The sequence below is a fragment of the Providencia sp. PROV209 genome, assembly GCF_028479485.1.
Classification (GTDB): Bacteria; Pseudomonadota; Gammaproteobacteria; order Enterobacterales; family Enterobacteriaceae; genus Providencia; species Providencia alcalifaciens.
In genome coordinates this window covers 202874-218483 of record NZ_JAMPNR010000001.1, presented here as the reverse complement: position 1 = coordinate 218483, position 15610 = coordinate 202874, and the positions used below count along the sequence as shown (strand labels likewise).

Genomic DNA, 15610 nt, shown 5'->3' with positions numbered 1-15610 from the left:
TTAAGTGCCTCACAACTTTAATTAACTAATAGAATTCTGAGGCTTAAACTCAGAAAACAAAAAAACGAAACGGCCCCTGTATTCAGGAACCGTTTATTTTATCGATAAATTGTCTGCTTGTCAGGAAATTAACGTGTTAACAGGTAAACTGTTCCGTTTCTTGCCTGAACCATCAGTTTATCACTTGCAATGACAGGACGGCTGTGGATCCCTGAACTGTTCAATTTATTCTGTGCCACAAATCCGCCAGTGCTGGTATCTAGCCAGTGTAAGTAACCTTCTTTGTCACCCACAACGATGTAGCCATTATAAACTTCTGGTGCCGATAATCCGCGGTTAAGCAGCTGGTCTTGAGTCCATAACGTCACACCATCACTCTTACGAACAGAAAGAACGCGATCCGTTTGGTCAACTAAATATAAGTTATCACCCGATAACACCATGTCGTTGATAGAACCCAAATCACGTTTCCACAACATCTGACCGGAACGCATATCTAACGCAGCTAATGTGCCGTTGTAAGCAATTGCATACACTTTGCCATCATCAATAACTGGCGTCATGTCCACATCATTCAAACGACCAATTTCTGTTGAGCTGGTGACTTGAGAGATACGTTGCTGCCAAATCAGCTGACCTTGAGACAACAGAACCGCACTAACTCGACCATTATCACCACCAACAATAGCGGCACCAAATGCAACCGCAGGCGCAGACTCACCACGTAATGAAAGCGATGGAGTGTCCATATTCACAGTCCACTTAATCGCGCCAGTCGCGGTATCCAGTGCCTGTAATTGACCATTGCTAGTGTGGATGATAACCATATCGCCATTAACGACTGGTTTGGATAGGGCTTCGCCCGCCACTTCCACATCCCATAGCACTTCACCGTTTTCTTTATTCAGCGCGATAACTGTACCACGCTCAGTGCCGATGAAAATTTTGTCATCATAGATGGTCAAACCACCAGACAGTAACGCAGATAAATTGGCAGAAAGAAAACCAGTACGTTTCGATAAATCGACAGACCACAGCTCTTTGCCGCTTTCAAGCTCAAGCGCTTTAACTAAACCTTTGCGATCCGCAGCATAAACTGCCGAGCCATCCCATGCTGGAGAGAGTTCAGAATAGAACTGCTCAACACCATTACCAACGGACTTATCCCAAACAATTGAAGGTGTAAATTGATTCTCAACCTGTGGTAATGGCGCCATCACAATAGAATCAGTTTCGCTGGAACAACCGGCAAGTAAAGCTGAAGCAACCAGGCCTACCAAAAGAGTTTTGCGCAACTGCATAGTGTGTCGTTTCCTTTCTTCTTATGAATTAGATACGTTGTTCAATTTCAGAGTCAAAATGCCTCTGAGTGATTGAGAACCTTCACTTTCTAACCCCTGAGTGTATGCCGCTTTAGCGCCGGATTTATCACCCTTCTGGAGTAAAGCATCCCCACGGACATCCTGTGCCGTAGCTTGCCATGACTTACCTTGAATCTTTGCAACTGAAGCAAGCGCTGCATCTGCATTACCGAGCGCAAGTTGGATACGTGCTAAACGCAGATTAATCACATCTTGCATATCAACAGTTTTTGCTTTCGCTAATGCGTCCGTCAGTGCTTTCTCAGCACCGGCTAAATCGCCTTTATCAGCAAAAACTTGCGCCAGTTCCAGTCCAGTCATTGCACTGTAAACATCGTTAGTTTCTGCTGCAAATTTTTGCGCAGCTTGAATACCTTCAGCTGAGCCTGAACGCAGTTGTGTATTCACCACTTCGTATTTTGCTGCACTTTCTTGCAACACATTCGACTTGTGTGATTGCCAATAGTTCCAACCAAATACACCACCGACACCAATTACCAGCCCAACAACTAATGCAACGCCGTTATTCGCGAAAAAACGTTTGATCGCATCAACTTGATCTTGTTCGTTTGTATAGACTTCCACTTGTCTCTCCTTAACCTAACAGCGCAGCGATACGCGATGCCACGAGTTGCTGTGAAATAGTTTCTTGCTCACCAGTACGTAAGTCTTTCAACGTCACTTGGCTATTGTTAATTTCGTCTTCACCTAAGATAAGAGCAATTTTCGCCCCTTGCTTATCGGCACGAGCGAGTTGTTTCTTAAAGTTGCCGCCACCGTGGTTAGTCATTAAACGTAAGGTTGGTAACTCATCACGGACTTTCTCTGCAATTAATAACGCAGCTTGTTGGCTATTTTCACCAAATGAAGCCAGATACACATCTGCAACTGACGTGTCTGCTGTAAATTCTGGGTTTACCTCTTGTACGAGCAGAACCATACGTTCCATGCCCATAGCAAAACCCACTGCTGGCGTCGCACGACCGCCCAGTTGTTCAACTAAACCATCATAACGACCACCAGCACAGACAGTGCCTTGTGAGCCTAACGCGGTAGTGACCCACTCAAATACTGTGCGGTTATAGTAATCTAAACCACGAACTAGGCGCTGGTTAACTCGGTATTGAATACCTGCGTTATCTAGTAACTTGCACAGACCTTCAAAGTGCTCACGGGATTCTGCATCAAGATAGTCAAACAGAGCAGGAGCATCATTTAATAATGCTTGGATGTCTTGGTTTTTAGAATCCAAAACACGCAGAGGATTGCTATACATACGGCGTTTACAATCTTCATCCAGTTTATCTTTGTGCTGTTCAAGGAACGCCACTAATGCGTCACGATAGTTTGCACGCGCGTCTAATGAACCGATTGAGTTAAGCTCAAGAGTCACATGCTCACTGATCCCAAGTGCACGCCACCAGCGGGCAGTCATTAAGATGACTTCAGCATCAATGTCAGGACCTGCTAGACCAAAAACCTCAGCGCCAAGTTGATGAAATTGACGATAACGCCCCTTCTGTGGACGCTCATAACGGAACATAGGTCCTAAATACCACAAGCGCTGTTCCTGATTGTACAGCAAACCATGCTCAATACCGGCACGGACACAACCTGCGGTATTTTCTGGGCGCAGTGTGAGGCTCTCTTCGTTACGGTCATTGAAGGTGTACATCTCTTTTTCAACAACGTCAGTCACTTCACCAATCGCCCGACGAAATAACGGGGTCTGCTCTACAATCGGGGTACGAATTTCACTGAAACCATAACCTTGTAAGATATTTTTCAATGTTGCTTCGATTTTTTGCCACACTCTAGTATCTGCTGGCAAATAGTCATTCATGCCGCGAATGGCTTGGATATTTTTTCCCACTTTATTTCTCTATTTTCAGAATTACATAAGGTCGATTATAAGAGCGAAATGTCATCAGGTTCAATCAACAAACTGCAAATCCACCGAGGAATCGGGAATTATCTGTTGATTTTGGTCGCTATGGCGTAATTTTAAGAAAAAATTACCGTGATTAACACCGCTAATCACGGGCATAAATAGAAAAACTGACTCATGAGGAGCCAGTTTCTAATTATTATTTTTCGATTTGATTAACATTTATTCGCATGCTTTCGTCCAGCATTGCCGCTTTGGCACGAATTTTGGCTTCTAACTGGTCAATAATGTTGTCATTATCAAAACGCTCTTTTTGACGAACACCATCTTCGTAGAATCCACTTTTGGTTTTTGCACCCGCAACACCTAAGGTAGAGACTTCCGCCTCTCCTGGACCATTCACGACACAACCGATGATAGACACATCCATTGGCGTAATAATATCTTCCAGTCGCTGTTCTAACGCATTCACTGTGCCAATCACATCAAATTCTTGACGTGAGCATGTTGGGCAAGCAATAAAGTTGATGCCCCGAGAACGAATACGCAATGATTTGAGGATATCAAAACCGACTTTAACTTCTTCAACGGGATCTGCTGCGAGAGAAATACGTAATGTATCCCCAATCCCTTCCGAGAGCAGCATGCCTAAACCGATAGCCGATTTCACTGAACCTGAACGTGCACCGCCCGCTTCTGTGATCCCTAGATGAAGAGGTTGATCAATTTTTTGTGCCAATAAACGATAAGATCCTACCGCAAGGAAGACATCGGACGCTTTGACGCTAACCTTGAATTGGTCAAAGTTGAGCCTATCCAGAATATCCACATGGCGCATTGCCGATTCAACTAGAGCTTCCGGCGTTGGTTCACCGTATTTCTCTTGAATATCTTTTTCTAGCGATCCGCCATTCACACCGATACGGATCGGAATATTGTAATGGCGAGCACAATCAACAACTTGACGAATTCGTTCTTCACTGCCGATATTGCCAGGGTTGATACGTAGGCAGTCAACGCCATATTCTGCGACTTTTAGGGCAATACGGTAGTCAAAATGGATATCAGCGACCAGAGGTACATCAACTTGCTGTTTGATGAGCTTAAAGGCTTCTGCGGCATCCATTGTTGGAACAGATACACGCACAATGTCCACCCCAACGCGCTCAAGCGCTTTAATTTGGCGGACAGTGGCTTCAACATCAGTTGTACGGGTATTGGTCATTGATTGAACAGCGATAGGTGCGCCGTCACCGACAGGAACATTACCTACATAAATACGCGTGGATTTACGTCTTTTGATTGGTGATTCGTTATGCATTTTAGTTTAATTCTCCGAACATCCATGTGCTCATTATAATACCATGGCGCTCTTTAATATCATGGCATAGTGTATGGTCATTGCTTTAACGCGCCCCACTATACACAAGAAAGCAAACTATAAACTATCACAAAGAGTGTTTTAGGATAGAGTTTGCTTCTTTCAATTCGTTACATTTTTATGCTTCTGGCAGCTTAAATTTCGCGGAACGTTTCGCTTTGATAAAGCGGCTTAAATCAACGTCTTTACCTTGGAATTGCACCGTGACATTCGCCGGAGCCCCAATATTTAAACGGTAAGGTTGCGCCCCATCAAGTTCAAGTTTATCGCCACTATTTTTCATGCCGCTGAATAACACTTTATTATTTGCGTCACGAATTTCTAACCAGCACTGACCAGAGAAATTCAACGTTAAGCCATTGCTCGTTACTGCTGGCATATCTGCTGTTTGAGTCGCATCCGCTTGGACTCTATCAACGGAAGGGATAGTTTGTGGCGCATTCGGCAGAGGGATCGTTTTTACGCCATCTGTCTCAGTATTCGTCGTGGTTGTTTGGGCATCCGTTAAGACGGGAGCAGGCTCTGCCTGTTCGGCACTATTGTTGTTCGCAAGCGGTGCATCAACAGTGACATTGCTAACAGGCTCACTACTCGTATCTTGCTGAGTCAGCACTAAGTCATTTTGGTTAGCCATCGTCAGCAAATCTTTTTGTTGCGCATTATGGTCTTGCCACCACCAGATACCAATCATCGCAATCAAAATAATGACGATCAACCAAGTCAATTTCATTAGCCAACCTTCACGTTTTTTGCGCTTTTTGCCTAATGAGTAACTTTGCATTGGAGAAACATTCGGGGCCTGTGCAGGAACATCACTTTTCAAGAGGGAATTGATGTCATTCTCAGGAATTCCAACCATTCTCGCATACAGACGAATATAACCACGTAAAAACGTCGGTTCAACACCCGCAGGATGAATATCTTGTTCTATTTCCTTTACCGTACTCACTTTAAGACACAGTCGCTCCGCAACCGCTTCTTGCGTTAAACCCATATGTTCACGCGCTCGGGATAATAATTGTCCTACAGTGAGAGAAGTTTGTTCGGTATTATTTTCGATAGTCATTTGCTGGCAACACTGTTTCCAAGTTTAATAAATATAAAGTGGATTTTACGCCACCTTACCCGTCTGCGTACGTCATAGTTTTCAACAACAATAAACATGATATGCCGCTTTAACTATTGTAGGCGAACCAGGACGTTTTGCCTAACCATAAAACGCCCTGAATCATAAGCTAACCCACTGATTAGATATTATCTATATATCAGACTGATTTAACCTGGATAGGTTCCCCAGCAAGGCGTTTTTTCAAGGTTCGTTTCGTCCTATCAATCACATCACCTGCAAGCTGTCCACATGCAGCATCAATATCATCACCGCGAGTCTTGCGAACTATAGTGGTAAAACCGTATTCCATCAATACTTTAGAGAAACGGTCAATGCGGCTATTGGAGCTACGACCATAGGGAGCACCTGGGAACGGGTTCCATGGGATTAAGTTGATTTTACTCGGCGTGTTTTTCAAGCATTCGGCTAATTGGTGCGCTTGCTCAACGCTATCATTGATATGATCAAGCATGACGTACTCGACAGTGACACGTCCCGCATTCGCATTGGATTTTGTTAAATAACGATTCACACTGGCTAAGAATGTTTCGATATTATATTTCTTATTGATTGGTACGATTTCATCACGTACATCATCTGTTGGCGCATGCAGCGAAATTGCCAGCGCCACATCAATCATATCGCCCAGTTTATCCAACGCAGGAACAACCCCTGATGTTGAAATAGTCACTCGGCGTTTTGACAAGCCAAAACCAAAATCATCTAACATGATTTCCATCGCAGGAACCACATTATTTAAGTTCAATAACGGCTCACCCATCCCCATCATCACCACGTTGGTGATAGGACGACGACCGCTAGACTTCAGCGAACCGATGATTTTAGCCGCACGCCAAACTTGTCCGATGATTTCGGAAACACGTAAGTTACGGTTAAAACCTTGCTGCGCGGTAGAACAGAATTTACATTCCAGTGCACAGCCAACTTGAGAAGAGACACACAGTGTTGCGCGATCAGCTTCAGGGATATACACCGTTTCAACCAGTTGATCACCCACTTTGATAGCCCACTTAATTGTGCCATCCGATGAACGTTGCTCATCAGCAACTTCCGGCGCACGAATTTCCGCGACTTCTTTTAATTTGGCACGAAGCACCTTGTTGATATCGGTCATTTGATCGAAATCATCGAAACAATAGTGGTAAATCCACTTCATAACTTGATCTGCACGGAAAGGCTTTTCGCCGAGCTCAGCAAAAAATTCGCGCATCTGTTTACGGTTTAAGTCCAGTAGATTGATTTTTTGATTATTTCTTTGCGGTTGATCGTTTTTTTCTGGCGTAACAGATACAGCAGAAGGAGTTGCACACTGTGCATTAGTAGTCATATCAGACATTGAGTTTGCCTCGTTATTACACTTTCGGCAGTGCGAAAAGCACGACGTAAAATAGGGATTGCGATTAGTCAGGACGACTAAAAATAAATCACCCTGTTAACGCAATAATTAACAGGGCGACATATTGTACAAATATTATAACAATAATGCTAATGCATTATTGAGGATGCCTTAGCGTGGGCAGATTTCGTCAGCAGCGAAGAAATACGCGATTTCACGTGCAGCAGATTCTTCAGAGTCTGAACCGTGAGTTGCGTTTTCAGTGAAGCTGTCAGCGTAATCAGCACGTAAAGTACCTGCTAATGCGTTGTCTGGGTTAGTTGCGCCCATCAGGTCACGGTGACGTTGAATTGCGTTTTCGCCTTCTAACACTTGTAACATGATTGGACCAGAAGTCATGAATTCAACCAGACCATCAAAGAAAGGACGACCTTTGTGCTCAGCGTAGAAGCCTTCAGCTTGTTCACGAGTCAGGTGCATCATTTTAGCTGCAACGATTTTGAAGCCTGCGCTTTCAAAACGGTTGTAAATTGCACCGATGACGTTTTTCTTAACTGCGTTTGGTTTGATGATAGAAAATGTACGTTGAACAGCCATAAATAACCTCTTAGCGATTGACTTGACTTTTACTCTTTATTCTCTGCTTTATTTCTCTTACTTAACCCAATGTTCCCACTAGGATTTCAAGAGGGGCATATGAAGAACCAAGAATATGTGTCTGTTGTAGTTTTTATATTATTTCTATTCCTGATGTTAGGAAGCAGAAAAATAGGGCGTTGATTATAGGGGCTTGGATTACAATTTCCTACAGTCACAACAACATTTTGTTAATCTTTTTATAGCAAGAAATGCTAACTTTTTAATTAAGTCACTGTTTTATGCTATCACTTCACCTTAAAGTTGATAGCTGTAACCTGTCCGCTCATATCTAAGACAGATATTTGGTAGTTTCCACTTTTTTCGAGCGTCAGCAAAATTGCCCCATTTTGCTCTGTATTGTTCACTTGCTCACCGTTTAAAAACCACCATTTTTGTCCTTGCCCACCTTGAGTGAGTAAACGCAGGTCTAAACTGGTTTTTCCGGGTAAACGCTGGAGAACTTCCCCTTCGCGGATCCCAGAAATTAACAATGGTGGCATTTCAAGGTTCAATGGAGGACATGCCGTATCTGGTTTAGGTAGTCGATTTACCCGTTTTTCACTTGCCGGCAACCATGACTCTACAGTGATCGGCCATAAATGGATCTCTTTTTCTTCCGCATTCGGGCAATCCGCCGCCACTTGTAAACCTTGTTCATTGACCCACACTTTTTGCCTGAGTCCAAGAGAGGATTCTTGATCCCGAGCCATGAGTGTTGGTGGAATCGTATTGTCTAAAATCCAACTCAAACGGCGCTGGCGACAATTACTATCTTCTTTCAGTAATGAGGTTCCCCCCGGCCAGCAGATCACGGCTTGGCTAACACTTGCTGGCCTTGAATCTTTTGGGAGCACTTCGCGAGATTGATAAATCCGCGTCATCAGCATGTTATTCACTTGGTTCATAATTGGGATCGCTGTGGCATAGCCGAGCTGCCCTGCAACAGGTGTCGCATCAGGGCGACCAACCCAAACCCCGATAGTATAACGAGGGTTTACACCAATCGCCCAAGCATCGCGGTAGCCGTAGCTGGTACCTGTTTTCCAGGCAAGATTTGGCTGCCCCGATAAGTTAGCATCAGGGACTGGACGGGCTTCTCCTGCCATAATCCGGCGAACAATCCACGCGGCACCCGGAGACATCAACTTGCGGTCGCGGATAACATCTGTCGGTCGATAACGCAGTGGAGAAACTTCACCTTGGCGAGCAAATGCACTGTATGCCGACACTAAATCTTCCATACGTGCTGCTGTTCCGCCTAAGATCAACGATAAATTGGGTTCTCCCCCCACAGGAAAACGCAGCTCGGTTCCGACATTACGTAATTGCGCGGTAAAACGCTTACTACCATATACATCCAGTAGCTGCACAACAGGTAAATTTAACGAGCGCACTAATGCATCACTAACACTCACGGGACCATTGAAACCGCTATCAAAGTTACCGGGGCGGTAATCATTAAATCGACGCGGTACATCTTGCAAAAGCGACTCTGCATGGATCAACCCATCATCCATTGCCAAGGCATATAAAAAAGGTTTGAGTGTGGAGCCCGGTGAACGCCACGCGCTGATCATATCGACATGACCAAAGCGACTATCATCCTGAAAATCAATCGACCCGATATACGCTTTCACGCTCATATCCGTGTGATCAACCACCAGCAATCCTAATGAAGTTTGCTTGGGTAATTGGTTTTTCCAGTTCATCGCCATATCTTCAAGCTGCTTTTGCAGGCTAGCATCAATGGTAGTTTCCACGATGGATTCTTGGGAATCTTTAACCATCCGACGTGCCAATAATGGCGCTAAATGCGGATTTTTACGTGGGGCAAGCCAGATTTGCTCTTGCTTAATTTCATTGACTTTTTCAGTACTCCAAACTTGGTATTCAGCCAGTCTGTCGAGTACTTTATCTCGTGCTGCTTGCGCCCGTTCTGGGTATCTATCAGGTCTTAAACGACTTGGCGCTTGGGGTAAAACCGCAAATAATGCTGCTTCACTTGCGGTTAATTTTGCGGGGGATTTATTCAAATAAACCCAGCTGGCAGCACCTATGCCCTCAATCGTGCCCCCATAAGGCGCACGGTTAAGATACATTTCGAGGATTTCATCTTTGGAATAGTGATATTCCAGCTGTGCGGTACGCCATAACTGTTTGAGTTTTCCGCCAAACGTACGCTCATGTGGGTCAATCAGCCTTGCCACCTGCATTGAGATGGTGCTGCCCCCAGAGACAATGCGCCCAGAGCTCACTAACTGCCCAGCTGCACGCATTAATGAAAATGGATTAACCCCCGGATGCTGGTAAAAATGGCGATCTTCATAGGTTAATAACGCGTCAATATATTCTGGCGAGACCTCATCTAATTTAACGGGGAAACGCCAAATACCGTCTTTATCGGCAAAGCGCCATAACGGAGTCCCATCCCCCGCGACGACCGTGCGTGCCATCTCAATCTGCTTGATTGGCAGCGGCCAAATTTTATCTGCGGCTAAAAAGGCCAGTGGCAATACCACGACCAAAACCAGTAGCGTCCACCCAATGCGACGTAGCCATCTCTTCATTCGTCAATATACCGAGAGTTATTATTTGTTTTTATGATACTAAAAAAAGAGGGAAACACACGCTTCCCTCTTTATCTTCATCTAAATCAATAGCGATATTGATTCAATGTCAATTAACGAACCACTTCCAACTGACCATCGGAGTAACCCGTTGCACGCCACTCTGGCACATACATGGATTCCACCTGTGGTACTGGTTTGTTATATACACCCGGCGTTACTGCGCGAGCTAAGTAAACCAGTGTTGTTGGACGATATTGTTGAACTTCTACTGCCGCAACAAAACGGTCATCACGGTATTCCATGTGACGAATTTGCGACTGCTGCATATCATCAATCATCTCTTGCAGATTTGGCGCAGATTCACTGAGGTTCGCGCTGCTATTGGCTAAGTTTTGGTTTTCCAACTCTAAGCCCGCAGGTAATAAATCCACCACCAGTGCATCAGGGACAGTTTGGTTGGCATTCACTTCCAACTTCACCACCACCATTTCGCCGCTTCTTAATCTATCGATTGAAATACGGTTGCCTTTCATATCGTAGTAACTGCGTTTGATATCCAGCACATTTGAGTATGGCTTCGGTGAACGCATCGGATAACCGACAACATTCAAGCGAGTATACAGTGTGCTTGTACCGCTGTTTTCAACACTATAACCATTTACTAGCTGTTGTTTAGTTAAGAACTCACTCACTGGTTTATCTGAAACCAATGGTGGCTCTTGACCATTGACTAGCGCTTTCCATGGTGTTTCTGTTTCATTAGCATAGAAACGACCGGCTAAGTACAGGGCATTGCTCTCTTGAGTTGAGAAATACTTCTGTGAAGTCAGGTTGTTAGATAGCGTTTGCAGTTTTTGGTCACGGGATTTTGGCATCAAGTTATATTCATTTAACAATGCCACGATCATCGCATCATCACGGATCGCTGAACCATAGTCACCAATGCTGCTGTAACGTGCGCTCTGTTTCTTCATACCATCAATAATGGCACTTTCACCACGCGCTTTATCACCCATCAGGTTTAATGCCACACCCAGTTGAACTAACGCTAAACCGCTGGTCGCATTGTTGGCTTGACCATAGATTTGACGCAGTGCTCCTAATGGCGCTTTCTGCTGAGTCGCTAACACTAAGCCCGCATAGGCTTGGATCGCAAAACGGGATGCGTCTGGCTGATCCGTGTACGGATAACTCACTTGGCTACCATCTTGTAAGTAGCTTAACAGGCGTGTATTCGCATTATTTAATGCACTTTGCGGTACAGAGAAACCACGCTGATTGGCTTTATTTAAGAAATCCGTCGCATAGGCGGTTAACCAATACTCTTCACGTCCCATTTTATCCCACAAGGAGAAGCTACCGTCGTCACGCTGCATGCTCAATAAATGAGGGATCCCTAACTCAATCGCTTTATGGCGATCAGCGTCAGTTTGTGAATTAATCCCCAGTTTTTGCAGTTCAGCTTGTGTAGAGAACAGTGACGGATACAGCCCACTCACGGTTTGTTCTAAACAGCCGTATGGATACGCGAACAGCTCGCGAATATAGCGTGCAATTTGCAGTGGTGGGCGACTCGTTAACAGAACTTGCCCTTCCAGCGTATCTTGCTGTAAATAAGCAAAATCATTGGTTGGTAATGACCAAATTTCACCCGGCTCAATCGCGGTAGCAAATGCTACAGTTTCAGCCGGTTGTGCTGGACGCACGCCCACTTTCCAACTGTTTTTGTACTCTTTCTCCGCTTCCCCTTCGACTTTCACGCCGTTAATGGTCATGGAGACTTCACCTTCACCAAAACCATAATCAGCACTGACTGGCAGCGTCACTGTGGTACGCTTGCCCTTGGTCAGTTCGATATCACGGGTTGGTGCACCGTCTAATTTCACCATGCCCGACGCTTTAAATGTGACAGTCACATTCTGCGTATTGTCGGTCATGTTGGTAAGATCTAACGCGAAGTAAGATTTATCGCCCCCCGCCATAAAGCGCGGCATCGACATTTGCGTCACTAATGGTGCAGCAACCACTACTTTGCTGTCAGCATGACCAAAATCTTTTTGGTTCCACGCTTGCGCCATAAGGCGCAGCTCCCCATTAAAATCAGGGATAGCTAACGTAATTTCTCCTTCGCCATTTTTATCTAAGGCAACAGGTTGCGCTTGTTCTGCAATAATCTGCACTTCAGTTAATGGCTTCATACCACCACGCTCAAGTGCGGCATCTTCACCATCACCACCAAAGCGTAGGTTCGCTAACTTCCCTTGCCCTTCAATTAAGTGACCATACACATCGTATTGGTCAACGCTGTAGCGCTTACGACCAAAGAAAGCATCGTAAGGGTCTGGCGTTTTAAAATCCGTGATATTCAATACGCCAGTATCGACCGCAGAGAGCAATACATTCACTGTTTCAGGCAGTGGCTTGCCATCTTGAGAAGTGGCTTTGATCTTCACTTTCAAATCTTCATTTGGACGCATTTTTGTCGGTGCGTTCAACGCCAATGCAATCTTACGATTTTCATCGGCTAGCGGCAGGTGTAATACCCCAACGGCGCGTTTAACAGTCGCCTCTTTGGAATCATCTCCTGGGCGAACAACCACCGCAGAGATATATAAATCATGGCGTGCCCACTCTTTATTTACCGGCACTTCCACATCTAACACGCCAGCTGGGACATCAATTTCCTGCCACCATAATGGGGCACTGCTAGATTCAAGCAGAATGTAACCTTTACCTGCTTTTGGCGCTTCGATGCGGACTTTGGCTTTTTCACCCGGTAAGTAAGCTGGTTTATTCAGACTGAGTTTCACTTGATCAGGGCGAACGGAACCGCTACCTCCGGTATTATCTTGCCAAGAGAAGCCTGCCCAGAATTGAATGCTACTGACAAGCTCATTGTCAGGGTTGGTAATTTCTAAACGGAATGAGCCCCAATCCACTGGGAATGAAATCTTAGCGGTACCATCTTTCGCAATAGATATATTTTCATTCGCCATCACCAAATCTTTTTGGTCGTAGTTAGAGACCCAGCCGCCACTTTCTGACCAGCTCCAATAGTAATCACGACGCTCATACACTAAACGCGCCGTGAGGTTTTCAGCAGCCAGCTTGTGTCCAGCCATGTCTGACATGACAATTTCAAACTCAGCTAAAGAGTTTTCATCGACGTTATAACGTTTTGCGTAACGGTCAGTTCGGTAATCGTAGATCTCTTTTTTCTCGAATAACGGACGAATACCAACAAGTTTTTTCGCTGGCCAGATCGCTTGTTCAGCACGGCGAGTCACCGGACGACCGCCCGCCTCAAGTAAGCTAGCTTGCAGAACAGCGGTAATCGGGGAGCGTGTTGATTCCCAATTACTTTGTGGTAGGGAAATCACAGTTTCGCCACTGTTATTCAAGGTTAAATCAAACTCATCCAGCTTACGAGGTAAGCCTTCTTCATTAGTCGCACCGAACTCAAAACCCGGTAATTTCGCCACTGCTTCGCGGTTTGCTTTCAGTAATACTTGCCCTTGCAGCTGATTATCTGCTGCTGGTGCGCCATAGAGATAACGACCTTTAATATCAAATTCAACAGGCTGCGTGATTAATACAGGTTTTTCGCTGCCTGTAATATCCAGAGCCATACGCTCTGGCATAAAATCTTCAACGTTAAATTTGTAGTAACGTTGTGGAGACCCGTCACCTAAATCAAAACGCAGTGACCAGCCACCCGTTTCAGCATTTTTAGGGATCTCTAGCTGATACTGATACAGACCATCTTGTTTTTCATCGCCCTGCCACACAAAGCTTTTGTAGACTTGACCATCGGTCTTTAAGACATCCACTTTAACTGGCTGAGATTTCACAGGCTGACCATCGCCATCACGCAGTAAACCATTCACTAACAGTAATTCACCGGGACGATATAAATCACGAGGACCAAAAACAAAAAACTGTTTGGCATAACCGGAAGGACCCGAGATATCAAACTCAGACAAGTCTAACGCAGGCTGAGTCAGGTCAATCATACTGGTTTGCCCTTCGTGGGTTGCCAGCAATAATTTACCACCCGCTAGTTTATCTAGCTGAGCGTGACCGTCACCATCAGTAGTGCCCTTCGTCACTAACTGACCTTTTTCATCTAAAATACGTAGTTCGACGCCTTTGATTGCCGAACCTTTCGCTAATGATTGCGTGAAAATATCCACACGATCATGGTAGCTATGTAATGACACACCGATATCACTTAAGGTAAAGACTGTCGCTGGGAATTGATAACTGTAGCTACCCGCTTTTTGCATGATCGCCAAGTAGACGCCATCTTGTTGCAGCTCTTTAATATCTTTCAATGGCAAGAGAATGGATTGGCGGGTATTTTTGTCTGGGTTTAAATCAAAGCGCCCAGTGTAGGCTAATTCAACTTTGTCGAGGAACTCATCGGAATACCAGTATTCATAATTGCTGCGGTATTGCCACATTGCGAGGAATTGCGGTAACTGCTTTTCATCAACACGGAAAAAGTTAACATCGATTTTATCCACGTTCAAAGCGATAACCGGTAAACCTTGTGCCACTTTACTGGGTAACAGCGACCCTTTACTCGCAAACCCAACGGTTGGAATAATCTGCGCAGTTTGGAATTTTTTCTCGAAACTGTTTGTAATGGTACGCTCGTTAACGGCTTTCACACCCGGATTAACGGAAAGATTTAATTCTTTCGATGGCGGTAAATGACGGAAACGTAACTCCATTTGGTTATCAGACAGTTCCCAATCTCCATCCAGTTTGCCGGATTTCACATCCACCAGATTTAGGTACTGTCCAAAGTTTTGATTCGGTTGCAATGGCACCGAGAACGTCACCACCATGGCGCTCGCACCATCAAGTTGCAATTCTGAGGCATCCAAAATTTCCAGATCTTTCCCAGCATATTTTTTCACTAACTCTTCATTGGAAAGCTTAGGCGCTGCCTGTTTTTGTTCTGCAACGGGCGCCGTTTTAGTACTCGTTTCTGCCGCTGAGGTGGAGACATTACCCTCTTTTTTCGTGGTATCGTCAGTATTATCGCAGCCCGCTAATGCCATAACGGACGCTAAGGCTAATGCTACATAACGTTTTTTCGTTTTTAGACCCGCCAATGAAGTCCAACTTGATTGTTGTTTCATTACCGCCCCATCCCTTATTAAGTTAATTTATTATGTTAATGAAGCTCAAGAGCAGCTCTTGAACTTAAATACGTTGCGATGATTGAGCTTAGTGTGTAATCCGCAATAATAAGCATGCGCATTAATTGAATGCATAATTTAACAGAATGTAACACC

At 44.8% G+C, this 15610-nt stretch carries 9 protein-coding genes; all 9 read right to left on the bottom strand.

Going from position 1 to position 15610, the window contains the following annotated elements:
* Positions 1 to 128 precede the first annotated feature (128 nt).
* The 9 genes from bamB to PR795_RS01050 all read right to left on the bottom strand — a co-directional run bounded on the left by bamB (position 129) and on the right by PR795_RS01050 (position 15454).
* Positions 129 to 1301 carry an outer membrane protein assembly factor BamB gene (gene bamB, locus PR795_RS01090; RefSeq protein ID WP_036963899.1) on the bottom strand — a complete coding sequence of 391 codons (1173 nt, stop codon included), beginning with the start codon at positions 1299 to 1301 and terminating at the stop codon, positions 129 to 131.
* Positions 1302 to 1322: 21 nt separating this feature from the next.
* Positions 1323 to 1946 carry a YfgM family protein gene (locus tag PR795_RS01085; protein ID WP_006658625.1) on the bottom strand — a complete coding sequence of 208 codons (624 nt, stop codon included), beginning with the start codon at positions 1944 to 1946 and terminating at the stop codon, positions 1323 to 1325.
* A 10-nt stretch (positions 1947 to 1956) separates the two neighbouring features.
* Positions 1957 to 3234, bottom strand: a complete 1278-nt coding sequence (gene hisS / locus PR795_RS01080) for a histidine--tRNA ligase (RefSeq protein WP_006658626.1) — start codon at positions 3232 to 3234, stop codon at positions 1957 to 1959.
* 214 nt (positions 3235 to 3448) lie between these two features.
* Entirely contained in the window at positions 3449 to 4570 is a 1122-nt protein-coding gene (ispG, locus tag PR795_RS01075; RefSeq protein ID WP_006658627.1) for a flavodoxin-dependent (E)-4-hydroxy-3-methylbut-2-enyl-diphosphate synthase, read from the bottom strand.
* A gap of 178 nt (positions 4571 to 4748) precedes the next feature.
* The gene (rodZ, locus tag PR795_RS01070; RefSeq protein WP_006661305.1) at positions 4749 to 5696 is read right to left on the bottom strand and encodes a cytoskeleton protein RodZ; all 948 of its coding nucleotides are present in this window, start codon (positions 5694 to 5696) and stop codon (positions 4749 to 4751) included.
* 199 nt (positions 5697 to 5895) lie between these two features.
* Entirely contained in the window at positions 5896 to 7095 is a 1200-nt protein-coding gene (locus tag PR795_RS01065) for a bifunctional tRNA (adenosine(37)-C2)-methyltransferase TrmG/ribosomal RNA large subunit methyltransferase RlmN (protein ID WP_006658630.1), read from the bottom strand.
* 171 nt (positions 7096 to 7266) lie between these two features.
* Positions 7267 to 7692, bottom strand: coding sequence for a nucleoside-diphosphate kinase (gene ndk, locus PR795_RS01060; RefSeq protein WP_006658631.1), 426 nt, complete (start codon positions 7690 to 7692; stop codon positions 7267 to 7269).
* Positions 7693 to 7979: 287 nt separating this feature from the next.
* Positions 7980 to 10301, bottom strand: coding sequence for a peptidoglycan glycosyltransferase PbpC (gene pbpC, locus PR795_RS01055; protein ID WP_181480084.1), 2322 nt, complete (start codon positions 10299 to 10301; stop codon positions 7980 to 7982).
* Between the two features lie 113 nt (positions 10302 to 10414).
* Positions 10415 to 15454, bottom strand: coding sequence for an alpha-2-macroglobulin family protein (locus PR795_RS01050; RefSeq protein WP_272516578.1), 5040 nt, complete (start codon positions 15452 to 15454; stop codon positions 10415 to 10417).
* Between the last annotated feature and the right edge of the window lie 156 nt (positions 15455 to 15610).